The organism is Streptomyces sp. NPDC059371 (assembly GCF_042751995.1).
Lineage (GTDB): Bacteria > Actinomycetota > Actinomycetes > Streptomycetales > Streptomycetaceae > Streptomyces.
This window is the reverse complement of record NZ_JBHYXD010000002.1, coordinates 141,299-165,723: the sequence shown is the minus strand read 5'-3', so window position 1 is coordinate 165,723 and position 24,425 is coordinate 141,299. Positions and strand designations below refer to the sequence as shown.

Here is a 24,425-nt window from a genome sequence, read left to right as displayed (position 1 = left end):
GGCCGACCGGGGTCGGCTGCACGAGTCCCGCGCCGTGCTGCCCCGGCACGCCATGCAGGGCTTTGCAGGGCTATGCAGTGCCAATGCAGGGATATGTATGCCATGCAAGGCGATGCCCTGCTGCCGTGGGGTGCCGTGCCGTGCGGTGCCGGTCGGCTAGCCGATGCCCTGCCGGTCCGGGTGCAGCGCGAACGCGCGGTCCGAGGGCTCGGGTACGGAGCGCTCGACGGCCTCGACGAGCAGCGCGCGGTGGCGGAGCAGGGGCTGACGGCGGTCCTCGGGAGCGATCGCGGCGAGATCGTCCAGGCCGGCGACGATGCGCCGGGTGACCTGCGGAGTGCCCACCGCGCAGCCCCGGATCTCCGCGAACCCGAGATCGACCAGCTCCGTCCAGCCCGGCACGGGCTGCACCAGCCGTACGTTCCCGCGCCGGTCCCGGTAGAGAGCGGGGTCGAGGGGCCGGCCGGCGACGGCGGCCAGGAACTGCACGATGCGGTCGATCGCCTGCACGGCCGTGGTCGGGTCGTTCACCGCGGCCGACAGCGCCCGCAGCCCGATGTCGGCGAGCTGACGCAGTCCGAACGCGAAGTCCTGGTGGAAGGTGCGGTCCACCCCGACGGACACGGTGTGGTTCAGCGACCGCCCGGCCGGGGCGGGACCTCCGTGCACGGCGAACAGCGGAGTGCCCGGTACGACGAAGTCGCCGATCCGCGGGAGCAGCCGCAGCACGACGTCCTCCCCCTTGGCCGCCCGCACCAGCCGGGCGATGTTCACGTCCCGCAGAACGCCGGCCCGCCCGTGGTGGGCGACCCGGGCGGTCTCGGGCCCGAGCGCGTCCTCCTCGCCGGTCGAGCGGGCCACGGGCATGCGCGCGACCACCTTGAACGCCTCGCGGGTGATGCGGTCGATGACATGGCTGATGCGCATGAGCCGCAGGGTCTGGTTCACGTACAGCACGAAGAGCAGCAGGCTCAGCCCCAGCATCGTGAGTGTCAGCATCGACTGGACCAGGGGGATCGAGGTCACGTACATCGCTTCGGCCTGCCCCTCGTACGAGGTCAGCACGAGGAGCGACAGCAGGAAGGTGGCGAGGAACACCGCGAAGGTGGCCTTGGTGATCCGGCTCCGTACGAAGATCCGCACCACGCGCGGACTGAACTGCCCGCTCGCCATCTGCACGGCGACCAGCGAGATGCTGAAGACCACACCGATGAAGGTCATCATCGCCGAGCTGACCACGGTCACCACGGCTTTCGCGTCGTCGGCCAGACGCAGCAGATCGTCGAGGGTGTCGTAGTCGCGCGCGTCGTGCAGCGCGTCGACGATCGCGGTGTCGAGCGCGGTCGCCGCCGCCCACACCACGAAGACCAGCACCATGGCCGCGGTGGGCGCGAACCAGAACGTGTCCCGCAGATGCTCCCGCCACGGCGACAGCGCTCTCGGCCGCCGCCCTTGCCGCAGACCGCCGGTAGTCATCCAGTCACCCATGGTGAGACTGTAGGCGCACCCCCGCCCCGCTCCGCGGACCCGCTCCGGGGGCCGGATATGCAGGTGAAGGGCACTCCGAAAGCTTGGTATTGTTATCCATGTCGCCGCGGGGAACACCCCCGGCCAGGCGGCAGACACCTTGTCCGGGTGGCGGAATGGCAGACGCGCTAGCTTGAGGTGCTAGTGCCCTTTATCGGGCGTGGGGGTTCAAGTCCCCCCTCGGACACATTGTGTAGTGATGCACGAACGAGGACCCCGACCTGACGGTCGTGGTCCTCGTCGCGTTTCCCTGGCTCAAGGACTCCTCGGGGTGAGGGCCGTCCGAGCGTCCCTGGCGTCGCGCGGCGGCGGCCGGTGGTGTGTCGGCCGCCGCCCGGGCGGAGGGGATTCAGGTTCGCGTGCGCGAATGGCGTGGCGTCAGTTCGACGCGCTGCCGGAGACCCACTCGCTCCACGGCATGTTCCAGTCGCTGAGGCCGTTGTCCGGGGCGACCGTGGCCTTGTCCCCGGAGTTCTTGACGATCACGACGTCACCGGTCAGCGAGTTGTCGAAGAACCACGCCGCGGGCAGCTTGCCGTCGCCGGCGTTCCTGACGTCCTTCAGGCCCACGCAGCCGTGGCTGGTGTTGACCTTGCCGAAGACCGAGTCGCCGCCCCAGTAGTTGCCGTGGATGAACGTGCCCGAGGCGGTCAGGCGCATGGCGTGCGGTACGGCCTCGATGTCGTACGAGGGCTTGCCGTTCTTCTCCGTGAGGCCGACGGTCGCACCGTTCATGTGGATCTGCCGGTACTTCTCGGAGATGACCATCTGGCCGTTGTACGTCGGGTGCTCGGCGCTGCCGGACGAGATCGGGATGGTCTTGATCGTCTTGCCGTCCCGCTTGACGGTCATCTGCTTCGTCTTGGCGTCGACGGTGCTGATCTGGCTCCGGCCGATCTTGAACGTGACCGTCTTCTGGACGCCGTCGAGGTTCATGTTGACGGTGACGGTGGAGCCGGGCTTCCAGTAGTGCTCGGGGCGGAAGTCCAGACGGCTGTTGTTGAGCCAGTGACCGACGACCTGTTCGCCGCTGCTGGAGCTGACCTGGATCTTCGACTCCATGGCGGCCTTGTCGCCGATCGCCTTGTCGAAGTTGAAGGTCACCGGCATGCCCACACCGACGGTCGAGCCGTTCTCGGGGGAGAGGTGCCCGAGGAAGTCGTTGGCCGGGGAGACCGTGGAGACCGTGGCGTTCTCGGTGGCGGCGCGGCCCTTCGCGTCCACGGCCTCCGCGGCGACCTGGTAACGGGTGGCCTGCTTCAGCGGGCCGTCCGCCTTCCAGGACGTGCCGTCCGCGGACAGGGTGCCCTGAACCTCGGTGCCGGTCGCGACGGCGGTCATGGTCACCTTGGTGAGTCTGCCGTCGCCGACGGTGACGTTTACGGGGTCGTTGACCCCGAGGCTGTGGACTCCTTGCCCGGGCGTGATCCTTATTCGGGCGTCGGAGACGTCCTGGGCGTCCGTCTGGGTTGTCTGTGCCTGTGTGTGCGCCTGTGCCCGTGTCTCCGGGTGAGTCCCGGTGTCGTTGGTGGCGGCGTAACTGGTACCGCCCAGCGCCGTGAGTGCGAGTGCCCCGGCCGTAGCCATCAGCCCGGTGCGCCGCTTGCGTACGGTGATCAAACGCTTCTCCCATGCCGCTGGTCGTTGAGTCCATGGAGCCGGTTGCAAAGGGGGCAATCAGCTCCAAAGAAGCATTTTTATCTATTCGTCCGTTTTTGGGGAGGGGTTTGTGGCGAGCCTCACCGTGTTGCGCGTGCGTCGCCGGGGCTCCGCTCGACGGCCGGACGGCACGTGATCGATCCGCGCTCGCCGAGCGGAGCGGGTCGTACGGCGGCAGGGGGGTGAGGGGGCCGGCGCGGCCGACTGCCGGCCTGGCACCGGGCCGCCGCCGGGCCGTGACTGGCGCTCGGCCCGCCATCCCGCCGCCCGGCCGTGGCCTCACCTGTCGGAGATCGCGGAGAGCCAGGCCGTGTCCTCCGGGCCGGGCGCTTCGAGGCCGGGTGCGGGCAGCCGGCGGATCTCGCCCGTGCTCAGGGCGATCGTGGCCCGTGGCCGCATCGGCCCGTGACCCGTGCGCGAGAGCAGGACGAGTTCCCAGACCGTCGCCGTCATCGCGTCGAGCCGGGTGGCGCAGTCGGCGCCGACGCGCCGCGGATCCCGGGTCCGGCCCAGGGACAGGTGCGGAGTGAAGTTCCTGGCGGGCCCATGGCCGAGCGGGAACCGCTGCCGCAGCAGGTGGTGCAGGTTCTCCCAGGGTGCCGTGCCGGCCGCTGCCGGATCGAGCCACACGGTGGAGTACGCCCTGTGCCGGAAGGTCCGCACCCCGTCCAGCCGGGCGGTGAAGACCGGTGCCTCGGCCGTCGCCGCGGCGAGCGGGGAGGCGGCCCGCTCGAAATCGGACTCGGGCACGAAAGGGAAGAGCAGATTGACGTGCGGCGGCCAGCGGTGGATCTGCGGATCGTAGTCCCGGCGGATGTCCTGGATCGGCGGCCACAGCTCCGCGGGCGGGATCCAGGCCACCGCCGAGTGACGCATCCCGTCTGATGGACGCATCCCGTCGCCGGTTCGCATCACGCGTCCTCTCCCACCGTCACACCTCCTCCTCCAGGGTGCCGTGCGTCCGGTCCCCGACGTGTTTCCGTGACGTCAAACGTGATGTTGAATACGGAAACAATGTTGACATGAACACTTCCGTTAAGTGGTTGCCCGTTGTACCAAATGAGGGCCAGCTTTCCCGCTCAGGGAGGTCCTGTGAGACGCGTCAAATTGCGATCCACCCTTGTCGCCCTCGGTCTCGCGATGATGTTCGGCCTGGTGCTGACCGGTCCGGCGCATGCCGCCGGACCGGCCTATGTCGCGCTGGGTGACTCGTACTCGGCCGGCAACGGCGCAGGGAACTACGACAGTTCGAGCGGAGGCTGCCACCGCAGCCTCAGTGCCTACCCCTACCTGTGGAAAAACGCCCACGCACCGTCCACGTTCGCCGACACGTCCTGCTCGGGTGCGGTCACCACTGATGTGACGAACAGCCAGCTCGCCCCTCTGAACTCCTCCACCGGCCTCGTCTCACTCACCATCGGCGGCAACGACGCCGGCTTCTCGGACGTCATGACCACCTGCGTGACCGGCTCGGACACCGACTGCGTCAATCGCGTGAACACGGCCGAGAACTACGCCCGGAACACGCTCCCCGCCCGCCTGGACGCCACGTACGACGCCATCCGCGCCAAGGCGCCCAACGCCAAGGTGGTCGTTCTCGGCTACCCGCACATGTATACGCTCAACGTCTTCTGCGTCGGCCTCAGCGCCACCAAGCACAGCAAGATCGACGAGGCGTCGGACGTCATCGACAGCGTGATCGCCGGCCGTGCCGCCGCCCACGGCTTCGTCTTCGGAGACGTCCGCACCACGTTCGGCGGCCATGAGCTGTGCTCCAGCGACGGCTGGCTGCACTCCCTGGTGGTCTCGCCGAGCTGGGAGTCGTACCACCCCACCGCCACCGGCCACGCCAGTGGCTACTACCCCGTCCTCAACGCCAACAGCTGATCTCCCCCGGGGGCGGGCCGGCCCGGCTCGCCCCCGGACCTCCGCCGTCGAACGGCCGGCCGTACCCCGGTCGGCCGTCTCGGCGAAAGCACCGGGAACCCGGGATCGGCCTGTCCTGAGCCGCGCCCGCCGGGGCAGTCACTGATACTGATGAAATGGGCAAACTTGGGCGACATGTCCCAGCGAGCCGACGGGGCGACCGTGTGCAGCCGAAGGCCGGGCCGCCGGAGTCGGGCCCGGAGGCCCATCGCCGATCGGTTGGCCGGCGTGTGCGGTCGATGCTGACTCCGCGGAGCGTCGCCGGTCAGGTCTTCCTGCTGCAACTGGCGGTCGTCCTGCTGCTCATCGCCACGGCCGTGGTGGTGCTCGTGTTCCAAGACCGCAACCGGGCGATCCGGGAGGCCGGCGACCGGTCACTGGCGGTGGCCGAGACGTTCGCGAACGCCCCCGGCACCGCGGCGGCGATGAAGAGCAAGGACCCCACGGCGGCACTCCAGCCCCATGCCGAGGTGGTGCGCAAGAAGACCGGCGTCGACTACGTCGTGGCGCTGAGCCCGTACGGCTTCCGGTGGACCCACCCGGACCCGGACCAGATCGGCAAGCACGTCTCCACGTCTTACGGCGAGGCGCTCGGAGGCCAGCCCCACCAGACCACCTTCGACAGCAGTCTGGGGAAGGCCGTCGACTCGACGGTGGCCGTCTTCGACGAGAGGGGGACCGTCGTCGGCCTCATCACCGTGGGGGTCACGGTGGACAAGGTGGCCAATGTGGTCCAGAACCAACTGCCGGTGATCTTCGCCGCCGGCGGTGTGGCGCTGCTGCTGGCCGCGGGTGGGTCCGCACTCGTCAGCGGGCGTCTGCGGCGCCAGACCGCGGGCCTGGGGCCGGTGGAGATGACCCGTATGTACGAGCACCACGACGCGGTGCTGCACGCGGTCCGCGAAGGCGTGATCATCCTGGACGGTGACGGAACACTGCAACTGGCCAACGACGAGGCGCGCCGGCTGCTCGCGCTGCCGCCGGAGGCCGAGGGCAGGGCGGTCACCGCACTCGGGCTGAGCCCGGCCCTGGCCGCACTGCTGGGATCCGGCCAGGCCGTCACCGACCAGGTCTTCCTGGCCGGGGACACCCTGCTCGCGGTCAACGTGCGGCCGGTGGGGCCGAAGGGGGGCAGCGTGGCCACCCTGCGGGACACCACGGAGCTGCGCGCCCTCGCGGGCCGGGCGGACGTGGCGGGCGGGCGCCTGCGACTGCTCTACGAGGCCAGTACGCGGATCGGCACCACCCTCGACGTGAAGCGCACCGCCGAGGAACTGGCCGAGGTGGCCGTCCCGCGCTTCGCCGACTTCGCGACCATCGAGCTGGTGGAACCCGTGCTGCACGGTGGTGAACCGACCGGGGCGAACATGGAGATGCACCGCGTCGCGGCGGCGGGCGTCCGGGACGACGCGCCGCTTTCCCCAGTCGGGACCCGCATGCACCACGTGCCGGGCAACCCCGTGGCCATCGGTATCGTCACCGGCCGGCCGGTCCTCGTGGAGCACCTCGCCACGGCCGACGGATGGCGGGCCCAGGACCCGGAGCGGACGCGGAAGATCATCGACTACGGCATCCACTCCATGATCTCGGTGCCGCTCCAGGCGCGGGGACAACTGCTGGGAGTCGTGGAGTTCTGGCGTTCGGAGCAGGACCCGTTCGAGCCGGACGACCTGTCCCCGGCAGAGGAACTCGCCGCCCGGGCGGCCGTGTGCATCGACAACGCCCGCCGCTACACCCGCGAGCACATCACGGCCGTCACCCTCCAGCGCAGCCTGCTGCCCGGGGTGCTCCCCGAGCTGTCCGCGCTGGATGTCGGACACCGGTACCTGCCGGCCCAGGCGGGGGTGGGCGGCGACTGGTACGACGTCATCCCGCTGCCGGGGGCCCGGGTGGCCCTGGTCGTCGGCGACGTCGTCGGACACGGTCTGCACGCGGCCGCGACGATGGGACGCCTGAGGACGGCGGTGCACAACTTCGCCGCCCTGGACCTGGCTCCGGACGAGATTCTCGGGCACCTGGACGACCTGATCACCCGGATCGACGAGGACGCGGCGGCGGAGGCCATCACCGGTGCCACCTGTCTGTACGCGGTCTACGATCCGGTCTCCGGGCGGTGTGTCATCGCCCGGGCCGGCCATCCCGGTCCGGCGCTGGTCTCGCCCGACGGCTCCGTGACCTTCCCCGACATCCCCGTCGCCCCGCCCCTGGGCGTGGGGGCGGGCCTGCCGGTCGAGACGGCCGAACTCCGGCTCGCCGCCGACAGCCGGCTGGTTCTCTACACCGACGGCCTGGTCGAGGCCCGCGGCCGTGACATCGACACCGGGCTCGGCATGCTGAAGGACGCGCTCGCCCATACGGAGGGCACCAGCCCCGAAGACACCTGCCAGGCGGTGCTCGACGCGATGCTGCGCACCAGGGCGACTGACGATGTCGCCCTGCTCGTCGCACGCACCCGGCTGCTCGACCCCGACCAGGTCGCGGAGTGGGAGGTGCCGGAAGACCCCGCGGCCGTCTCACGGATCCGCGCCGAGGCCACCCGCCGGCTGGAGGCCTGGGGGCTCGGCGCGGCCGCCTTCACGACCGAGCTGATCCTCAGCGAACTGGTGACGAACGCCATCCGCTACGGCGGGAGCCCCATCAGTCTGCGGCTGCTGCGCGATCGCGACAGTCTCATCTGCGAGGTCGCCGACGGCACCAGTACCTCCCCGCACCTGCGCCGCGCGGCCTTCACCGACGAGGGGGGCCGTGGTCTGTTCCTCGTCGCGCAGATGTCCCGCCGCTGGGGGACCCGGTACACCGACCGGGGCAAGATCATCTGGGCTGAGCAGGCGCTCGACGCCGGAGCCGCCGGGGACCTGGGAAGTCTTCTGCTGGCGGACCTGTGAAACGGGGCGGACCGGACCGCCGCGGGGTGCGTGGTGTGGGGTGCGTGCCGAGTGGTGCGGGGTGCGTGCCGCGTGGTGTGGGGCGCGAGGTGCGGGGCGAGTGGTGCGGTGCGGGGCGGGCCGGAGCGTTCAGGAACCTTCCTTCACCGTGAAGTAAGGGATCTTGTCCGGGTCCTGGCCGAAAGCGGCCCCGAGATAGACGACCGACAGTTTGGCGAGCGTCCCGTCGTCGATGAGCTGCTTGATCACATGGTCGAGCTCGCTCTTGTTCGGTGACCCCTTCGGGTACAGGGCGCCGTAACCCTGGTCGGTCCGGTACTGCCCCACGATGCGCACCCTGCCCTCCCGCTTCTGGGGGTACGCCAGCAGGATCGTCGTGTCGTGGACGACCGCGTCGATCCGGCCCTTCTCCAGCGCCGTGACCATCTCCGGGTCGTTGGCGTAGGCGGTGACGGGCTTCGTCGGCTTGAGGCGGTTCTTGACGAACGCCTCACCCGTGGTGCCCTCGGCCACTCCGATACGCACGTCGCGGAGGTTGTTCTCATTGATCTTCTCGCCGTCCCTGATCAGCACTCCCAGGGTCGAGTCGAGGTAGGGCGGGGAGAACGCGGCGACCTTGCTCCGTTCCGGGGTGATCGTGATCTGCGCCAGGGCCAGGTCGAAGTTCGTGGTCCGGCCGGACACGACCTCGGGGAAGGGGGCGTTCTCCACCTTCAGCCGGTCGAGCCCGGACCGGTAGGCGATGTTGGCGGCCATGCAGTACTCGTAGCCGCTCTTGACGGAGGCCGGCGTGTCGCCGTTCCACCAGCCGGGGGCGGGCAGGGTCGTCTTGACCGTGAGGGCGCCCGCCGTCTTGGGCGACAGGTGGAACTCTCCGTGGTGTCCCGAGACGTCACAGTCCCCGTACTGGGTCTTCGTCGACTCCGGCTCACCCTCGTCGCAAGCCGATGTCGCGACGATGAGCGCCACGCTGACAGCCAGAGAGCCGATCGCTGCCGCGGCGCGCATCATTGCACCTCCGGTCGGGGCGTCCTCCTTGAGTCACCATAAATCACCCTGAACCCGTCGTCGCGCGCTCTGGAGCCGCCGTCCGCACGGCGTGATGCCGCGCGGCCTGTCGATCGACAGGGCCGTGGCCGTGATCAGCACGGCCACGGCGGCCGACGCGGCCGGTTCCATGGCGAGACCCGCGCCACGCGCCCGTTTGTGCAGGCCGGGTGCCATCACCGTCGATGACCGCCCTGCGACACCGAGGGACAGGACCGTTCCGCCGCCGATGAAAGGCGGCGCGCGCAGGGCCCCGCACGGCCCTCGCGCGCCGTGCCCCGTACGGTCGTCGCGTCATGCCCCGTACGGTCGTGGGGTGCGCGGAGTCCCGGGGGCCTGCCGTTCGGGTCAGGTGGCGCCGAGGCGCGGTGCTGTGTCGGCTTCACGCCGAGGCGCGGTGCTGTGTCGGCTCCACACCGAGGCGCGGTGCGGTGTGGGCTTCACGCCGAGGCGAGGTGCCGTGTCGGCAGGGCCTGGCGCGGCGGTCGGCGACCCCGTGCCGCTCCGGGGGTGGACGCCCTTCCTTCCCGCCGGATGGCGTGACGGCTCCGCAAGAGGTCGGGGAGAACGTGGGTTATCGCATATCGCATACATGAAAGGGGTAGAGGTCTTCCCGTCATCGACCGGAGTGAGGTAGCCCCGCAATGTCGACTTCAGCATCCCGTCGTCCCGCCCCGTCCGCCGACCGCCTTCCGGGTGACGGGACGGTCATCGACCGGCTCGTGGCCGCCAACCGCGCCTATGCCGCCGGGTTCGTGGACCCGGGCAGGGACGCGCGGCCGGTTCAGGGCGTCGCCGTCGTGGCCTGCATGGACGCCCGCATCGATCTGCATGCCGCCCTCGGTCTCCAACTGGGCGACTGTCACACCGTGCGCAACGCGGGCGGTGTCGTCACCGACGACACCATCCGTTCCCTGACGATCAGTCAGCGTGCCCTCGGTACGCGCAGCGTCATACTCATCCACCACACCGGCTGTGGTCTGCAGAGCATCACCGAGGAGTTCCGGCACGAGCTGGAGATGGAGGTCGGGCAGCGGCCGGCCTGGGCGGTCGAGGCGTTCCGTGATGTCGACCAGGATGTACGGCAGTCGATGCGGCGGGTGCGGACGTCACCGTTCCTTCCGCACACCGACGATGTCCGCGGCTTCGTCTTCGACGTCACGACCGGGCTGCTGAGGGAGATCGACCCGCGGGACTGAGGAGTCGAGATCGGGGTCCCGATCCATTGGTGCCGGCCGGGTCGCCGGGATTCGCCGTCCCGCCTCTCTGGTCCAACGCGATTACGAGCTGCATACTGTATGCAGTTCCCGTGGGAAGCTGTTCGCGAGGAGGGGGTCACCCCGTGTCCCACCGCACTTCTCTCTCGGCCGTCCTGGTCGAAGTCGTCGCACCCGCCGCCGAACTGACGGCCGTGGAAGGCCGGTTCCCTCGTGACGCGGTGTCGGCCTTCGGTCGCGCCGGACTCCTCGGTCTCACCGTCCCCCGGGAGTCCGGCGGCGCCGGCCTCGGGCTGTCCGCGGCCGCCGACGTGGTCGCGCGGACCGCCCGCGTCTGCCCGGCGACCGCCGCCGTGCTCGCGTCCCACTTCGCCGCGGTCGCCGCCATCGAGTCCTGCGGCGGTTCCTGGGTGCGGGAGGAGGTCGCCGCGGGGCGGCATCTCGCCGGCCTGGCGTTGGACGAGGATCCCTACGGGGCGACGTACGAGACGACGTACGGGACGACGTACGAGAGGTCGTACGGGAAGTCCCGCTCGGTCGCCGCCCGATTCGCCGACGTGGTCGCCCTGCGAGGCCGCAAGCACCAGGTGGTCGCGGCGGGCGAGGCCGACAGCTACCTCTGGTCCTCGCGGCCGCTCGCCGGGCGGGACGGTCTGACGCTGTGGGTCGTCCCGGCGCAGGCCTCGGACCTGTTCGTCCCGGCCCGGTCCGGCGGGGGAGGACCCAGGGGCAGTGCCACCTCCACCCTGCACGCGGATCCGGTGCTCGTGCCCGCCGACGTGATGCTCGGACCGGACGGTGGAGGACTCGACGTGCTGCTGTGCACCGTGCGGCCGTGGCTGCTGGAACTGACGGCGGCGGCAGCCGGCGCGTTTCCCGGATCCGGACCCGAGCCGAACGTCTTGCGGTCCGGGGGGCGACAGCTCCGGCCCGGAGACGAAGGGCTCAATCATGGAGACGAACGGCTCAGGCCCGGAGACGAAGGGCGCGGGCAGGGGGACGGAACCCTCCGGCCCGCGGGCGAAACGCTCAAGCCCGGAGACGCCGGGCTTCGGCCCGCCCCCGCGGCGTGACGCGGCGGACGCGCGTCATGGCTTCCGCGCGAGGGCCCCTCCGGTCAGTCCTGGTTCGTCCCGGCGGCGAGCTGCTTGCGGTAGAAGCCGGTGGTGCGCTCGGTGTGCTTGCGCATGACCTCGCCGGCGCGGTCGGAGTCGCCCTTGGCGATGGCCCTGATGAGCTGGGCGTGTTCGTTCCAGGCCTCCTTGCCGCGGGGCCGCGCGATCGGCGTGTAGTACCAGCGCACCTTCTGGCTGACCCCCGCGATCAGTTCGGCCAGTACGGCGTTGTCGGCGATCGAGGTGATGAAGGTGTGCAGTGCGGTGTTGGCCGCGACCAGCCGCTCGATGTCGCTCGCGGCGAGGGCGTCGACGCCCTCCTGGTGCAACTCCCAGAGCCTTTCGACGTCCCCGGGCTTCGCCTGCTGGGCGGCGAGTTGGGCCGAGTAGGTCTCCAGCACCGCCCGGACGTCCAGGAGTTGGGCGGCCTCCTCCTCGGTGGGGGAGTGGACGAAGGCCCCCTGCGCGGGGCGCAGATCGACCCAACCGTCGGTCTGGAGCCGCTGCAGGGCCTCCCGTACGGGCTGTCGGCTGACCCCGAGATGCTCGGCGAGCTCGGCCTCGACGAGATGCTGGCCGGGCTTGAGGGAGCCGTTGACGATCAGCTCGGTCAGGGCGTCGTACACCGCCTGCCGAAGCGGCGCCGGGCGGGTGACGCGCCGGGTCGCGGCGGCCGTGAGTGCCTCACGCATGGGAACCCCGTTCCGCCACCGGGCCCGCGGGGCCGACGGCTCTGCCAAGAGGTGGCCGCCGAAAGGGTTGCCGACGGCCGCGTCAGCATACAGGTTTTCGTATGCAGGACGATGGGTCGCCGGGAGGTGATTCCCAGGTCGGCAGGGGTGCCGGCAGGGCATCCACGGTGTGCGGGGCGCTCGCGACGCGCCGACGGTCGTCGTCCCCCGGGGTCAATTGTCGCTCGGCCGACGGAAGTTGATTTGGATTGAGTTCTGTATACAGAAGCCTGTATGGGGTATTGTCTCAGTCTCGCAGGCATCGCCCGGGACCCGCACGACGGAAGGCGGAGCGACTATGACGGCCAGCGTGGATGACACGGTCGAGAGCGTGGTCCGGAGGGCGGCGGCCGTTCACCGGGATCAGCGCGGCGCGCTCCTGCCCGTACTGCACTCCGTACAGGCCGAGTTGGGCTGTGTGCCGCCGGAGGCGATTCCCGTGCTCGCCGACGAGTTCAACCTCTCCCGGGCGGACGTCCACGGAGTGGTGACCTTCTACCACGACTTCCGCGGTGAACCGGCCGGACGCACCACCGTGCGCGTCTGCCGGGCGGAGGCCTGCCAGGCGCTCGGCGCCGAACGTCTGGTGGTCTACGTCCGAGAGGCCGGACTGGAACTCGGGGAGACCAGCGCGGACGGCGCCGTCACCGTCGAGCAGGTCTTCTGCCTCGGCAACTGCGCCCTGGGCCCGTCGGTCGAGGTGAACGGGCGGCTTTACGGACGCGTCGGACCCGTCCGGCTGGGCGCGATCCTGGAGGGGACGGTCTCCTCGTGAACGACGACGTCAATGACATTGCGCCCCCCGCGACCACCGTCTACGTCCCCCGCGACTCGGCGGCCCGGTCCGTCGGCGCGGACGACGTCGCGGACGCGCTGCGGCAGGCCGCCGTGCGCGACGGCGTCCCCCTCGACGTCGTACGCAACGGCTCACGCGGCATGCTCTGGCTGGAGCCCCTGATCGAGGTGGTGACCCCGGTCGGCCGCGTCGGATACGGCCCCGTGGCCCCGTCGGACGTCGAGGACCTGCTCGCCGCGGGCCTGCTCGACGGTGCCGACCATCTGCTGCGGCTCGGTGTCGTGGACCAACTCCCGTGGCTGGCGCGGCAGAACAGGGTCACCTTCGCCCGGATCGGCGTCACCGACCCGCTGTCCACGGACGACTACGTGGCACACGGTGGCCTCGCCGGACTGCGCGCCGCGCTGGAGCGTCCGCCCGCGGACGTGGTCGCCGAGGTCACCGCGTCCGGGCTGCGGGGCAGGGGCGGCGCGGGCTTCCCGGCCGGCGTCAAATGGAAGACCGTCCTCGACCGCGCCGACGACCTCAAGTTCGTCTGCTGCAACGCCGACGAGGGCGACAGCGGCACCTTCGCCGACCGGATGGTCATGGAGGGCGACCCGTTCATGCTCATCGAGGGCATGACCATAGCCGCGCACGCGGTCGGGGCGAGCGAGGGCTACGTCTACATCCGCTCGGAATACCCGGACGCGGTGGCCACGATGCGGGCCGCGATCGGCGTCGCCCGCGAACACGGCTGGCTCGGCGAGGGCATCCTCGGTTCGGAACTCGACTTCGACCTGCAGGTGCGCGTCGGCGGCGGCGCGTACATCTGCGGCGAGGAGACCTCCATGCTGGAGAGCCTGGAGGGCAAACGCGGCACGGTCCGGGCCAAACCCCCGATCCCGGCGATCGAGGGCCTGTTCGGCAGACCGACCGTGGTGAACAACGTACTCACCCTCGCGACCGTCCCCGTCGTGCTCGCCGCCGGAGCGCGCGCCTACGAGCGACTCGGTGTCGAACGCTCGCGCGGCACCCAGGTCTTCCAGCTCGGCGGCAACATCGCGCACGGCGGCATCGTCGAGACCGCGTTCGGCGTCACCCTGCGCGAACTCGTCGAGGACTTCGGCGGCGGTACGTTCTCCGGGCGCCCGGTGCGCACGGTGCAGGTCGGCGGACCGCTCGGCGCCTACCTGCCCCCCTCGATGTTCGACCTGCCCATGGACTACGAGGCCTTCGCGGAAGCCGGTGCGCTGGTCGGCCACGGGGGTGTCGTCGTCTTCGACGACACCGTCGACATGGCCGCCCAGGCCCGCTTCGCGATGGAGTTCTGCGCCGCCGAGTCCTGCGGCAAGTGCACACCGTGCAGGGTCGGTTCGGTACGCGGCGTCGAGGTCATCGACAGGATCGTGGCCGGCCGGAACCGGGACGAGAACCTGGCGCTCCTGGAGGACCTGTGCGACCTGATGACCGACGGTTCGCTGTGCGCGATGGGCGGGCTCACCCCGATGCCCGTACGGAGCGCCCTCACCCACTTCCCCGACGACTTCCTCGCCCGCGAATCCGGCCGGGAGCCCGACTCCCGGCGGCACGGCGGCGCGAGGCGGGAGGGCACCTCATGACACTGCTCAAGGAACCCGACTTCGGAACCCCGGAACGGCCCGGGGCGGCCACCGTGTCGGTGGAGGTCGACGGGCTGGCGGTGACCGTCCCCGAGGGCACCTCGGTGATGCGTGCCGCCGCGCTCGCCGGCGTCGGCATACCCAAGCTGTGCGCCACCGACAGCCTGGAGGCGTTCGGCTCCTGCCGGCTGTGCGTGGTGGAGATCGACGGCCGGCGCGGCACCCCGGCCTCCTGCACCACACCGGTGGCGGACGGGATGACGGTCAGGACCCAGACACCGAAGGTGGAGAAGCTCCGCCAGGGCGTCATGGAGCTGTACATCTCCGACCATCCGCTCGACTGTCTCACCTGCCCCGCCAACGGCGACTGCGAACTCCAGGACATGGCGGGCGTGGTGGGCCTGCGCCAGGTGCGGTACGGCTACGAGGGCGAGAACCACCTCGACGCGCAGAAGGACACCTCCAACCCGTACTTCGACTTCGACCCCGCCAAGTGCATCGCCTGCTCCCGCTGCGTCCGCGCCTGCGGCGAGGTCCAGGGCACCTTCGCGCTCACCATCGAGGGACGCGGCTTCGACTCCAAGGTCTCACCCGGCGCCGCGGAGACGTTCATGGACTCCGAGTGCGTCTCCTGCGGCGCGTGCGTCCAGGCCTGCCCGACCTCCACGCTCCAGGAGAAGTCGGTGGTCGAACTCGGCATGCCGACCCGGTCGGTGGTCACCACCTGCGCCTACTGCGGTGTCGGCTGCTCCTTCAAGGCCGAGCTGCGCGGCGACGAACTCGTCCGGATGGTGCCGTACAAGGACGGCGGAGCCAACGAGGGCCACTCCTGTGTGAAGGGCCGCTTCGCCTTCGGCTACGCGAGCCACCCCGACCGGGTCCTGAAGCCCATGGTGCGCGACAGCATCACCGACCCCTGGCGCGAGGTCGGCTGGGACGAGGCCATCGGCACGGTCGCCCGCCGGATGCGGGACATCCAGCACCGGTACGGGCAGGGTTCGATCGGCGCGATCTCCTCGTCGCGGTGCACCAACGAGGAGGTGTACGTCGTCCAGAAGATGGTGCGCGCCGCGTTCGGCAACAACAACGTGGACACCTGCGCCCGCGTCTGTCACTCCCCGACCGGATACGGACTCAAGCAGACCTTCGGCGAGTCGGCCGGCACCCAGGACTTCCGCTCCGTGGCGGAGGCCGACGTCATCATGGTGATCGGGGCCAACCCCACCGACGGACACCCGGTGTTCGCCTCCCGGATGAAGCGGCGCCTGCGCGAGGGCGCGGAGCTGATCGTCGTCGACCCCCGCCGCATCGACCTGGTGCGCTCCCCGCACATCGAGGCCGCGCACCACCTCCAGCTCCGGCCCAGCACCAATGTCGCCGTCGTCAACGCCATGGCCCATGTGGTCGTCACCGAGGGGCTGGTCGACCGGTCCTTCGTGGACACCCGGTGCGAGGGCTTCGACGCGTGGGCGGAGTTCGTCGCCCGGCCCGAGAACAGCCCGGAGGCCACCGAGGAGCTCAGCGGTGTCCCGGCCGGCCAACTGCGCGCCGCCGCACGGCTGTACGCGACGGCACCCAACGGCGCCATCTACTACGGCCTCGGTGTCACCGAACACAGCCAGGGCTCCACCATGGTCATGGGAATGGCCAACCTCGCGATGGCGTGCGGCAACATCGGCCGCGACGGCGTCGGGGTCAACCCCCTGCGCGGGCAGAACAACGTCCAGGGCTCCTGCGACATGGGCTCCTTCCCGCACGAACTGCCCGGCTACCGCCATGTGTCCGACGACGCCGTCCGTGAGGTGTTCGAGAACCTGTGGGGCGGCACCCTCCTCGCCGAACCCGGACTGCGGATCCCCAACATGTTCGACGCGGCGATCGACGGGACGTTCCGCGGCCTGTTCGTGCACGGCGAGGACATCGCGCAGTCCGACCCCAACCTCCAGCACGTCACCGCCGCGCTCGAAGCCATGGAACTCGTCGTCGTGCAGGACCTGTTCCTCAACGAGACGGCCAGGTTCGCCCATGTCTTCCTGCCCGGCGCGTCCTTCCTGGAGAAGGACGGCACCTTCACCAACGCCGAACGCCGGATCAACCGGGTGCGCGCCGTGATGAAGCCGAGGACCGGCAGGCACGAGTGGCAGATCGTGTGCGAGATCGCCACCGCCATGGGCTACCCGATGACGTACGACCATCCCGGCCGGATCATGGACGAGATCGCCGCCGTCACCCCGACGTTCACCGGAGTGTCCTTCGGCCTGCTCGACAAGCTGGGCAGCGTGCAGTGGCCGTGCAACGCCTGCGCTCCCGAGGGGACTCCCGTCATGCACGTCGACGAATTCGTGCGCGGCAAGGGCAGGTTCGTCGTCACCGCCTATGTGCCGACCAACGAGCGCAGCACCCGGCGCTTCCCGCTGGTGCTCACCACCGGGCGCATCCTCAGCCAGTACAACGTCGGCGCGCAGACCCGGCGAACGGGCAACGTCGCCTGGCATCCCGAGGACATCCTGGAGCTGCACCCGCACGACGCCGAGGTCCGTGGCATCACCGACGGCGCGCTGGTGACGCTGGCCAGCCGCGTCGGGCGCACCACCCTGCGGGCGGAGATCTCCGACCGGATGCCGGCCGGCGTCGTCTACACGACGTTCCACCACCCCGTGACCGGAGCCAACGTGGTGACCACCGAGAACTCGGACTGGGCGACCAACTGCCCCGAGTACAAGGTGACCGCCGTACAGGTGGGACTCGCCCATCCGCTCGGGCACGCCGCGAGGTCACCGGAACGGGCCGCCGACGACGTCCTCACGGTGGTGGACTGAGATGACGGCGACCGTGCCACCGGAGCGCCGCATGGCCAACGACATCGCCGTGAACCTCGGGCACCTGCCGGAGGAGTCGGCCGCCGAGGCCGTCGCGGGGCACATCAGCCGCTTCTGGGACCCCCGCATGCGCTCCCGGCTCCTCGCGTACGCCGACGCCGGAGCCGACGGGCTGCATCCGCTGGTGATCGCGGCGGTGCGGCTCCTGCGCTGAGCGAGGGTGACCACCACCAGGACCAGCCACCGCCAGAACCGGGAACCACCAGGATCAGCCACCGCCAGAACCGGAAACCGCAGAACCGGAAACCGGCAGGACCAGCCCAAGGAGGACCTCGGACCATGACCGCTCCCTCGACACCGGAGACCGCGCCGAACGCCGACGCGCAGACCGAGCTCACCGACGGGTATCACCTGGTCGTCGACGCGCTGCAGATGAACGACGTCGACACGATCTACGGGGTCGTCGGCATCCCGATCACCGATCTGGCCCGCCTCGCGCAGGCGCGGGGCATCCGTTACATCGGGTTCCGCCACGAGAGCAACGCCGGTCACGCCGCGGCGGCCGCCGGCTTCCTCACGAGGAAGCCCGGAATCTGTCTGACCGTGTCCGCGCCGGGATTCCTCAACGGTCTGGTCGCCCTGGCCAACGCCACCACCAACTGCTTCCCCATGGTGCAGATCTCCGGCTCCAGCGAACGGCACCTGGTCGACCTCAGACAGGGTGACTACGAAGAGATGGACCAGCTCGCCGCCGCGCAGCCGTTCTGCAAGGCCGCCTACCGGGTGAGCCGCGTGGAGGACATCGGCCGGGGCATCGCCCGCGCCCTGCGCACCGCGGTCTCGGGGCGCCCCGGCGGCGTGTATCTCGACATCCCCGCCGCGGTGCTCGGCTCCGTCATGGACGCGGAGGCGGGCGCGCGGACGCTCAGCCGGCTCGTCGATCCCGCGCCGCGCCAGTTCCCCGGGCCCGAGGCGGTGGACCGGGCCGTCGAGCTGCTCGCGGGCGCGGAGCGGCCGCTTCTGGTGCTCGGCAAGGGTGCCGCGTACGCGCGGGCCGACGAACGCGTCCGCGAGTTCGTGGAGTCCACCGGCATCCCGTTCATACCCATGTCGATGGCCAAGGGCCTGCTGCCCGACGACCACCCGCAGTCGGCGGCGACCGCCCGTTCGCTGGCCCTGAAGAAGGCCGATGTCGTGATGCTCGTCGGCGCCCGCCTCAACTGGCTGCTGAGCCACGGCCAGGCACCGCAGTGGAACCCCGCCGCCCGGTTCATCCACGTCGACATCGAGGCCAGGGAGATGGACAGCAACCAGCCCATCGCGGCCCCGCTCGTCGGAGACATCGAGTCGGTGCTGGACGCGATCGCCGAGCGCGCCAAACCGGGCCGGATCGCGGCCCCCGCCGCCTGGCGCGCGGAACTGGGCGCGCGGTCGGCGCAGAACGTCGCGAGGATGGCGGAGCGGCTGACGGCGGATCCGCGTCCCATGCAGTTCCTGGGCGCCCTGAAGGCCGTACGCGACGTCGTGCGCGAGCACCCGGAGACGTACATCGTCAACGAGGGCGCGAACGCGCTGGACATCGCGCGCAACGTCATCGACATGCGCGTACCGCGGCACCGCCTCGACAGCGGCACCTGGGGTGTCATGGGCATCGGCATGGGCTACGCGATCGCCGCCGCCGTCGAGAGCGGCGGCGCCCCGGTCGTCGCCGTGGAGGGCGACAGCGCCTTCGGGTTCAGCGGCATGGAGCTGGAGACGATCTGCCGGTACGAGCTGCCCGTCGTCACGGTGGTCATGAACAACGGCGGTGTCTACCGAGGCGACGACGTCAATCCCCGCGGTGACGCGCCCTCACCGACCACCCTGATGGTCGCGGCCCGGCACGACCTGATGATCGAGGCGTTCGGTGGCAGGGGCTACCGCGCGACCACGCCCGCCGAGGTCACCGCGGCCCTCACCGAGGCACTGGCCTCCGGCCGCCCGGCGCTCATCGACTGCGTCATCGATCCCTCCGCCGGCACCGAGAGCGGTCACATCGCCCACCTGAACCCGAAGGGCATCACGGGCGGAAACATCGCGTCCGCCGCGCGGTGATCCGCGGACCGCGTCTCCTCGGGAGCGCGCCCGTCTGGTGATCGGGAGTCCGGCGTGGGATCGTTTCGCGGTGACCGATACCGCGCCCGGAACGACCGCGTCGGGGCGACCCGACGACCGCATACCGTCCGTCCTTCGCTTCACGACGGAGATCGTGGCCTGGGTGGCCACCCCCTGGGCGCTGTCCGACCGTTCGTGGCTGCTCGCCGTTGCTTCCGTGGTGCTGCTCATCGGTCTGCCGACGGTCTTCTCGACGCCGGGGGACAAGGCCAACGTCGTCGTACCGGTGCCGGGTTGGGCGACCGTGCTGCTGGTGCTGCTGCAACTCGTCGCGGCGGTGGTGTTCTCGTGGCTCGCCTGGCCCGCCTGGGCGGCGGTCCTGGTCACCGTGCTGGCCGCCGCGACCTGCGTGACCGAAGGCCGGCGCTGGCGTTGGCTGCTGAGCCTGCCCGGAAAAGACCGCCCGGCGGTCTGAACCCCGGTCCGGGCGGGGCCCGTTCGGACCGTGCGCGGTCAGCCGCTCGCGCCGAAGTGGCTATCGGTGATCTCGCCGTCGTCCGTTTCCGCCGCGGCGACACAACGGAACACCCTGAGGCCCTCGGCCCACTGCGGGGCGGTCGGCGGCAGGACGTCCACGTCCCAGCGGGTGCCGTCGGAACGGCTCGCGGACGTCAGGGAGTCACGCATCACCTGCTGGGAACACAACGCCTTCACGTCGGGATGCCTGACCAGATCCCTCGCGTTGTACGTCATCCCGTCCTTGGGCAGCGGGGCGACGGCGAAGGTCTGCCACACGTGCGCGACGTGACAGTCGGCGCGGCTGACGGTGATCGTCCCCGAGATGTCGGTGATGCCGCTCCAGCACTCGGGGGTCGTGACACAGCGGCCGCCCACCCCTTCGACGCCGGCGGCCGCGCAGCCGCTCCGCGTGGCCCGCACGCCGCCGAAGGCCGCGTCGGCGCCCGGCGAGGCCTTGCCCGAGGTGCTGGAGGTCGGGGTTCCGCCCCTTGAGGAGCCGGGGCCGCCCGGCGACCCGTACTCATGGACCACCCAGGTGACGGACACGCTCACCGAGACCACCGCCGCCAGCACGCCGATCAGGCCCGGACGCCATCGCGAGGACCCGCGGGTCGCCGGCTCCGCCACCGTGCTCGCCGCTCCACCGCCGTCGGGGCGGTCGCCCGGAGACACCGGGCCCGGAGGGTACGGGTCCGAGGGTGGCGGGGGAACGGTGACGGGCGGGCCGTACGAGGTGGGAGCGGGCGGTTCGTACGAGGTGGGAGGCGCGTCCCGGTGAGCGGGAACGGTGGTGGCCGTCCGGGGCGCCGGTCCGAACACGCTCCGGGCGGCGCTGTCGACGTCGACGGCGGCCAGAGCGTCCCGCAACGCCGACGCGTCCTGTGTCCGTGAGGCCGGATCCGTCTCCAGTGCCTGCCTGAGGACCTCGTTGAGGGCGCCCGGCACGCCCGGCAGGTCGGCGTAGGGCCAGGTGTGCCGGACGATGAGCTCCGCGAGACTGAGCTGGGTGCCGTCGTCCGGGTGGTGGGGCGGGCGGCCCCGCAGGAGGGCGTAGAGCGTGGCGGCGAGCGAGTAGACGTCGCCCGTCGTGGTGGGTTCGGACAGGTGGAACGCCTCGGGCGGCGCGTACGCCGGAGTCAGCGCCTCGCGTGTCACCGACAGTTCCCGGCCGGGCCTCGGCATGGCGGCCAGACCGAAGTCGGTGAGGGCGGCCCCGCCGTACCGGTTGACCATGATGTTGCCCGGCTTGATGTCGCGGTGCAGCACCCCGGCGGCGTGCGCCGCGGCCAGCGCGTCGGCGATGCCGAGCCCGATGTCCCGGGCCTCCTCGACGGAGAGCGGTCCATGGCGGTGCAGGCGGTCGCCGAGCGAGCCTCCCGGACACAGCTCCATGACCATGTACGGGCGGTCGTCGCCGAGGACGCCCGCGTCGTACACCGGGACCACGTGCGGATGTCCGGACAACCGGCCCGCTGCCGTGACCTCGCGCAGGAAGCGCTGCCGGTCGCGGTCCGAGGCCAGGACCCTGCTGTCGACCTTCAGCGCGACTTCCCGGCCCACCGCCACCTGATGTGCCCGGTAGACCGTGGCGAAGCCGCCCCGGCCGAGGACCCCCTGGATCTCGTACCCGGAGAGTTCCACGTGTTCGTACCGCATGGTGCCGTCATCCCCCAACGCACAGCCCGCCCACGGCAGAACCTCCGACCGGGACCGCGCCGACTCTAACCCAGGCGGGCGGGCTCTCCTTCGCCGCCGGTGAGTTCGGCGAACCCGTCCAGCAGGGCCGCCGCCGCGGTCACATCGTCGGTGAGCGGGCGGTCCCGCATGTCCGGGTCCAGCGCCGCCGTCGCGCGCAGATAGGCGCGGCCCGCCGGGGTGCCGGGCGCGGGCGGAGTGCCACGCAGACGCAACGCCCGCACGGCCGCTACGAGTTCGCAGGCCAGGACCAGCCGGTAGGCCTCCGCCGCGCGCAGCGCCTTGCGTGCGGCCTGGGTCGCGAAGGTCGCCGCTTCCTCCATGCCCTGGGACAGCACGACATGCCCGAGCGAGGCCGGGGTGGCGCACGCCTGTATCTCGGCGAGGGCGGAGGCGGCGCCGTACTCCAGGATCATCATTCCCGACCCGGCCGAGGATGCGTCGGCCAGGTAGGAGCGAAGTCCGGTCAGTTCGGGACGGCCGAGGGCGGACAGCCGCGCCGCCGAGAGCCGGGCCGTGCCGAGCACGGCGAGGGCCAGCTGATCGAGTGCGAGGGTCAGCGGCGCGGTGAAGAAGCCGCCGTGATGCCGGGCGACGGGAGCGGCCGTGAAGTCGTCCCAGCCGATGAGGGGGTTCTCGGTGGCGGAGTTGAGATCGATGGACAGCACCCGCTCCAGGCCGGACCACGCCTCCATCGCGGGGCCGTGAGCCTGCGGGAAGCACCGGAAGCCGAAGGGGTCCTGCACCCGTGCCGGCACACTGCCCGCCCGCCCCGGAACACCCGTCCCCGATCCGGCCGCCGCGCCGAGCAGCCACCGGACATGCCTCGCCACCCGCGCGATCGCCGGGTGAGCAGGGGCCGCGTGGACCTCCGGTGCGTACGGTTCGAGGGAGCCGTCCACCGCGTGCAGGGCGAGCGCGGCCACGACGTGCGCGGCACGCAGCGGTGTCCCGAGGTCGTGCCAGGCGAGCGCGGACTCCCCGAGGGTGAGGGCGTTGCTGCTCAACAGGGCCAGCGCGTCCCCGCGTTGCAGCGGAAGAGGCTCGGGTATCGGCTGCTGGGCCAACGGCCTCTCGGACAGCGGACCCTCGGGCGACCACGCGTCGTGGCCGAAGAGCGCGAGGCCCAGTCGGGCCAGCGCGGTCAGGTCGCCGGTGCCCACGGACCCGTACTCGGACACCCGGGGATATACGCCGGCCCGCAGCGCCCGCGCGATGGCCGTGGCGATCTCGGGGCCCAATCCCGACCCTCCGGCCAGGAGTTGGTTGGCGCGTACCACCATCATCGCGCGGACCTGGCGGGCGGGCAGCGCTTCGCCCACCCCGCCCGCGTGGCTCAGCAGCAGCCGCAGATCGTGGCCCGCGCCGTCGTGTTCCTCGACGGCGAGTCCCCGGTGCGCTCCCACCCCGGTGCTGCGTCCGTAGACGCGGGCACCCTCGGCCGCCAGCCGGTGCGCCGCCCGTCGGGTGTGCTCCATCGCCTCGAGTGCCGTCGGACACAAGGGGAATGGCGGCGCCCCGTCGGCGACCCGGGCCACCGTGGCGGCGTCGAGACCCCGGCCGTCGAGGACGGCACCGGGCGGCGCGCTCCACGCGTCGGTGCTCCCGGCGGCCGGACTGCCGGTAGCGGGACCGCCGGTGGCCGGGGAGCCAGGGGTGACCGAGGTGCCGGGGGTGACCGGATCGGCCTCGGCCGTGCGCTCGAGCATGACGGTCTTCACTCCTCAGCCGTACACCGTCGCCGTCAACAGGCCGGGCCGGGAGGCTGTCCTCCCGGCCCGAGGCATCCGTCGTCCGGTTGCCGGCGCCGGGTCAGCTCAGTCCCGCCGAGGCCAGCCAGTTCTTGGCCACGTCCAGCGGGTCCTTGCTGCCGTTCTGCACGTCGCTGTTGAGCTTCACCAGGGTTTCGGTGTCGAGCTTCGCCGAGACGTCGTTGAGGACCGAGACTCCGGCCGCGGGCAGAGCGCTCTTGTATGTCAGCGGTGTGACATTCTCGAATCCGAAGAGATTCTTCGGGTCCTGGAGCACGACGAACTTGTTCTTGCTGATTCCGGGGTCCGTCGTGAAGATGTCCGCGGCCTGGATGCTGTTCCCCTTGAGCGCCGCCACGGTGAGCGGGCCGCCCGCGTCCAGCGCCTTGAAGCTCTTGAAATCGAGACCGTATACGGACTTCAGACCCTTCAGGCCCTGCTGCCGGGTCTGGAATTCCGGCGAGCCACCGACGACCAGGTCCTTCGCCAGGTCGGCGAGGTCGCTGATGGTCGACTTCTCCGTGAGGTTGTACTTCTTGGCCGTCGCCTCGTTCAGGGCGATCGCGTCCTTGTCCTGGGCCTCGGAGGGCTCCAGCAGGGACAGCTTCGGGTCGAGCTTGGCCGAGATCGCCTGGCTGGTCTCGTCGACGGACGTCGGCGCGGCCTTGGCGTCCAGGTAGGCGAGCAGCGCGCCGTTGTACTCCGGAAGGACCGTGATCGTGCCGTTCTTGATCAGTCCGTACGTGGTCTCGCGGCTGCCGATGTTCAGCTTGTAACTGACCTTGATTCCCTTGGCCTTGAGGGCCTCGCCGTAGATGTCGGCGAGCAGGATGCTCTCGGGGAAGTTGTTGGAACCGACCACGACCGTACCGGCCTTGGCGGTGTCGCCCTTCAACGGGTCCTTGTTGCCCGAGTCATCGGAGGAGCCGCAGCCCGTCAGCGCGGCGGCGGCCACAACCAGCAGGGAAACAGCGGAGGTTGCGGAGGTACGAGTGCTTCTGGCGATGGTCACTTGTTCATCCAGACTTGGCAATCGGCGGGGC

The 24,425-nt window shown here is 70.8% G+C and carries 18 protein-coding genes and 1 tRNA gene; 11 read left to right on the top strand and 8 right to left on the bottom strand.

All coding sequences use genetic code 11. From position 1 onward, the window contains the following. Positions 1-156: 156 nt before the first annotated feature. A complete protein-coding gene (locus ACFXGX_RS01970; RefSeq protein WP_384783642.1) occupies positions 157-1,488 on the bottom strand; it encodes a DUF2254 domain-containing protein in 1,332 nt (443 codons plus the stop codon). Between the two features lie 141 nt (positions 1,489-1,629). On the opposite strand from ACFXGX_RS01970, the gene ACFXGX_RS01965 reads away from it, so the two are divergent. After that, positions 1,630-1,714, top strand: a tRNA-Leu gene (locus ACFXGX_RS01965). 191 nt (positions 1,715-1,905) lie between these two features. Here ACFXGX_RS01965 and ACFXGX_RS01960 read toward each other — a convergent pair. Together ACFXGX_RS01960 and ACFXGX_RS01955 are read right to left on the bottom strand one after the other, a co-directional pair. Further along, positions 1,906-3,147 carry an Ig-like domain-containing protein gene (locus tag ACFXGX_RS01960; protein WP_384783640.1) on the bottom strand — a complete coding sequence of 414 codons (1,242 nt, stop codon included), beginning with the start codon at positions 3,145-3,147 and terminating at the stop codon, positions 1,906-1,908. Between the two features lie 318 nt (positions 3,148-3,465). Next, a complete protein-coding gene (locus ACFXGX_RS01955; protein WP_384783638.1) occupies positions 3,466-4,062 on the bottom strand; it encodes a 2'-5' RNA ligase family protein in 597 nt (198 codons plus the stop codon). A gap of 264 nt (positions 4,063-4,326) precedes the next feature. Between ACFXGX_RS01955 and ACFXGX_RS01950 the strand changes: the two genes are divergently transcribed. Next, positions 4,327-5,073 carry an SGNH/GDSL hydrolase family protein gene (locus tag ACFXGX_RS01950; RefSeq protein ID WP_384783814.1) on the top strand — a complete coding sequence of 249 codons (747 nt, stop codon included), beginning with the start codon at positions 4,327-4,329 and terminating at the stop codon, positions 5,071-5,073. A gap of 278 nt (positions 5,074-5,351) precedes the next feature. Next, the gene (locus ACFXGX_RS01945; RefSeq protein WP_384783636.1) at positions 5,352-7,997 is read left to right on the top strand and encodes a SpoIIE family protein phosphatase; all 2,646 of its coding nucleotides are present in this window, start codon (positions 5,352-5,354) and stop codon (positions 7,995-7,997) included. A gap of 129 nt (positions 7,998-8,126) precedes the next feature. Here ACFXGX_RS01945 and ACFXGX_RS01940 read toward each other — a convergent pair whose 3' ends face one another. Further along, the gene (locus ACFXGX_RS01940; RefSeq protein ID WP_384783634.1) at positions 8,127-9,005 is read right to left on the bottom strand and encodes an ABC transporter substrate-binding protein; all 879 of its coding nucleotides are present in this window, start codon (positions 9,003-9,005) and stop codon (positions 8,127-8,129) included. Between the two features lie 683 nt (positions 9,006-9,688). Here ACFXGX_RS01940 and ACFXGX_RS01935 point away from each other — a divergent pair. Beyond that, positions 9,689-10,243: a beta-class carbonic anhydrase gene (locus tag ACFXGX_RS01935; RefSeq protein WP_384783632.1), complete on the top strand. Its 555-nt coding sequence runs from the start codon at positions 9,689-9,691 to the stop codon at positions 10,241-10,243. A 143-nt stretch (positions 10,244-10,386) separates the two neighbouring features. Further along, on the top strand, positions 10,387-11,334 hold the full coding sequence (locus tag ACFXGX_RS01930) for an acyl-CoA dehydrogenase family protein (protein ID WP_384783630.1): 948 nt from the start codon (positions 10,387-10,389) through the stop codon (positions 11,332-11,334). Between the two features lie 44 nt (positions 11,335-11,378). On the opposite strand, the gene ACFXGX_RS01925 is transcribed toward ACFXGX_RS01930, so the two are convergent. Further along, complete coding sequence (locus ACFXGX_RS01925) at positions 11,379-12,068, bottom strand: GntR family transcriptional regulator (RefSeq protein ID WP_384783628.1); 690 nt, start codon at positions 12,066-12,068, stop codon at positions 11,379-11,381. Between the two features lie 349 nt (positions 12,069-12,417). Here ACFXGX_RS01925 and ACFXGX_RS01920 point away from each other — a divergent pair, with 349 nt between their 5' ends. The 6 genes from ACFXGX_RS01920 (at position 12,418) to ACFXGX_RS01895 (ending at position 19,892) form a co-directional block, all read left to right on the top strand. Beyond that, positions 12,418-12,882, top strand: coding sequence for an NAD(P)H-dependent oxidoreductase subunit E (locus ACFXGX_RS01920; protein WP_384783626.1), 465 nt, complete (start codon positions 12,418-12,420; stop codon positions 12,880-12,882). Continuing rightward, positions 12,879-14,504 (top strand): formate dehydrogenase beta subunit, encoded by a 1,626-nt coding sequence (locus tag ACFXGX_RS01915; protein WP_384783624.1) that lies wholly within the window; start codon positions 12,879-12,881, stop codon positions 14,502-14,504. Before ACFXGX_RS01920 ends, ACFXGX_RS01915 begins: the two co-directional genes overlap by 4 nt. Continuing rightward, positions 14,501-17,323, top strand: coding sequence for a formate dehydrogenase subunit alpha (fdhF, locus tag ACFXGX_RS01910; protein WP_384783622.1), 2,823 nt, complete (start codon positions 14,501-14,503; stop codon positions 17,321-17,323). Before ACFXGX_RS01915 ends, fdhF begins: the two co-directional genes overlap by 4 nt. A 1-nt stretch (position 17,324) precedes the next feature. Then, positions 17,325-17,537: a formate dehydrogenase subunit delta gene (locus tag ACFXGX_RS01905; RefSeq protein WP_384783620.1), complete on the top strand. Its 213-nt coding sequence runs from the start codon at positions 17,325-17,327 to the stop codon at positions 17,535-17,537. Positions 17,538-17,662: 125 nt separating this feature from the next. Then, positions 17,663-19,417 carry an oxalyl-CoA decarboxylase gene (gene oxc / locus ACFXGX_RS01900; RefSeq protein ID WP_384783618.1) on the top strand — a complete coding sequence of 585 codons (1,755 nt, stop codon included), beginning with the start codon at positions 17,663-17,665 and terminating at the stop codon, positions 19,415-19,417. Positions 19,418-19,487: 70 nt separating this feature from the next. Beyond that, a complete protein-coding gene (locus tag ACFXGX_RS01895; RefSeq protein WP_384783616.1) occupies positions 19,488-19,892 on the top strand; it encodes a hypothetical protein in 405 nt (134 codons plus the stop codon). A gap of 38 nt (positions 19,893-19,930) precedes the next feature. On the opposite strand, the gene ACFXGX_RS01890 is transcribed toward ACFXGX_RS01895, so the two are convergent. The 3 genes from ACFXGX_RS01890 to ACFXGX_RS01880 all read right to left on the bottom strand — a co-directional run bounded on the left by ACFXGX_RS01890 (position 19,931) and on the right by ACFXGX_RS01880 (position 24,388). Beyond that, on the bottom strand, positions 19,931-21,592 hold the full coding sequence (locus ACFXGX_RS01890; RefSeq protein WP_384783614.1) for a serine/threonine-protein kinase: 1,662 nt from the start codon (positions 21,590-21,592) through the stop codon (positions 19,931-19,933). A gap of 65 nt (positions 21,593-21,657) precedes the next feature. Beyond that, the gene (locus tag ACFXGX_RS01885; RefSeq protein WP_384783612.1) at positions 21,658-23,340 is read right to left on the bottom strand and encodes an aromatic amino acid ammonia-lyase; all 1,683 of its coding nucleotides are present in this window, start codon (positions 23,338-23,340) and stop codon (positions 21,658-21,660) included. Positions 23,341-23,443: 103 nt separating this feature from the next. Continuing rightward, positions 23,444-24,388, bottom strand: a complete 945-nt coding sequence (locus tag ACFXGX_RS01880; RefSeq protein WP_384783812.1) for a glycine betaine ABC transporter substrate-binding protein — start codon at positions 24,386-24,388, stop codon at positions 23,444-23,446. Between the last annotated feature and the right edge of the window lie 37 nt (positions 24,389-24,425).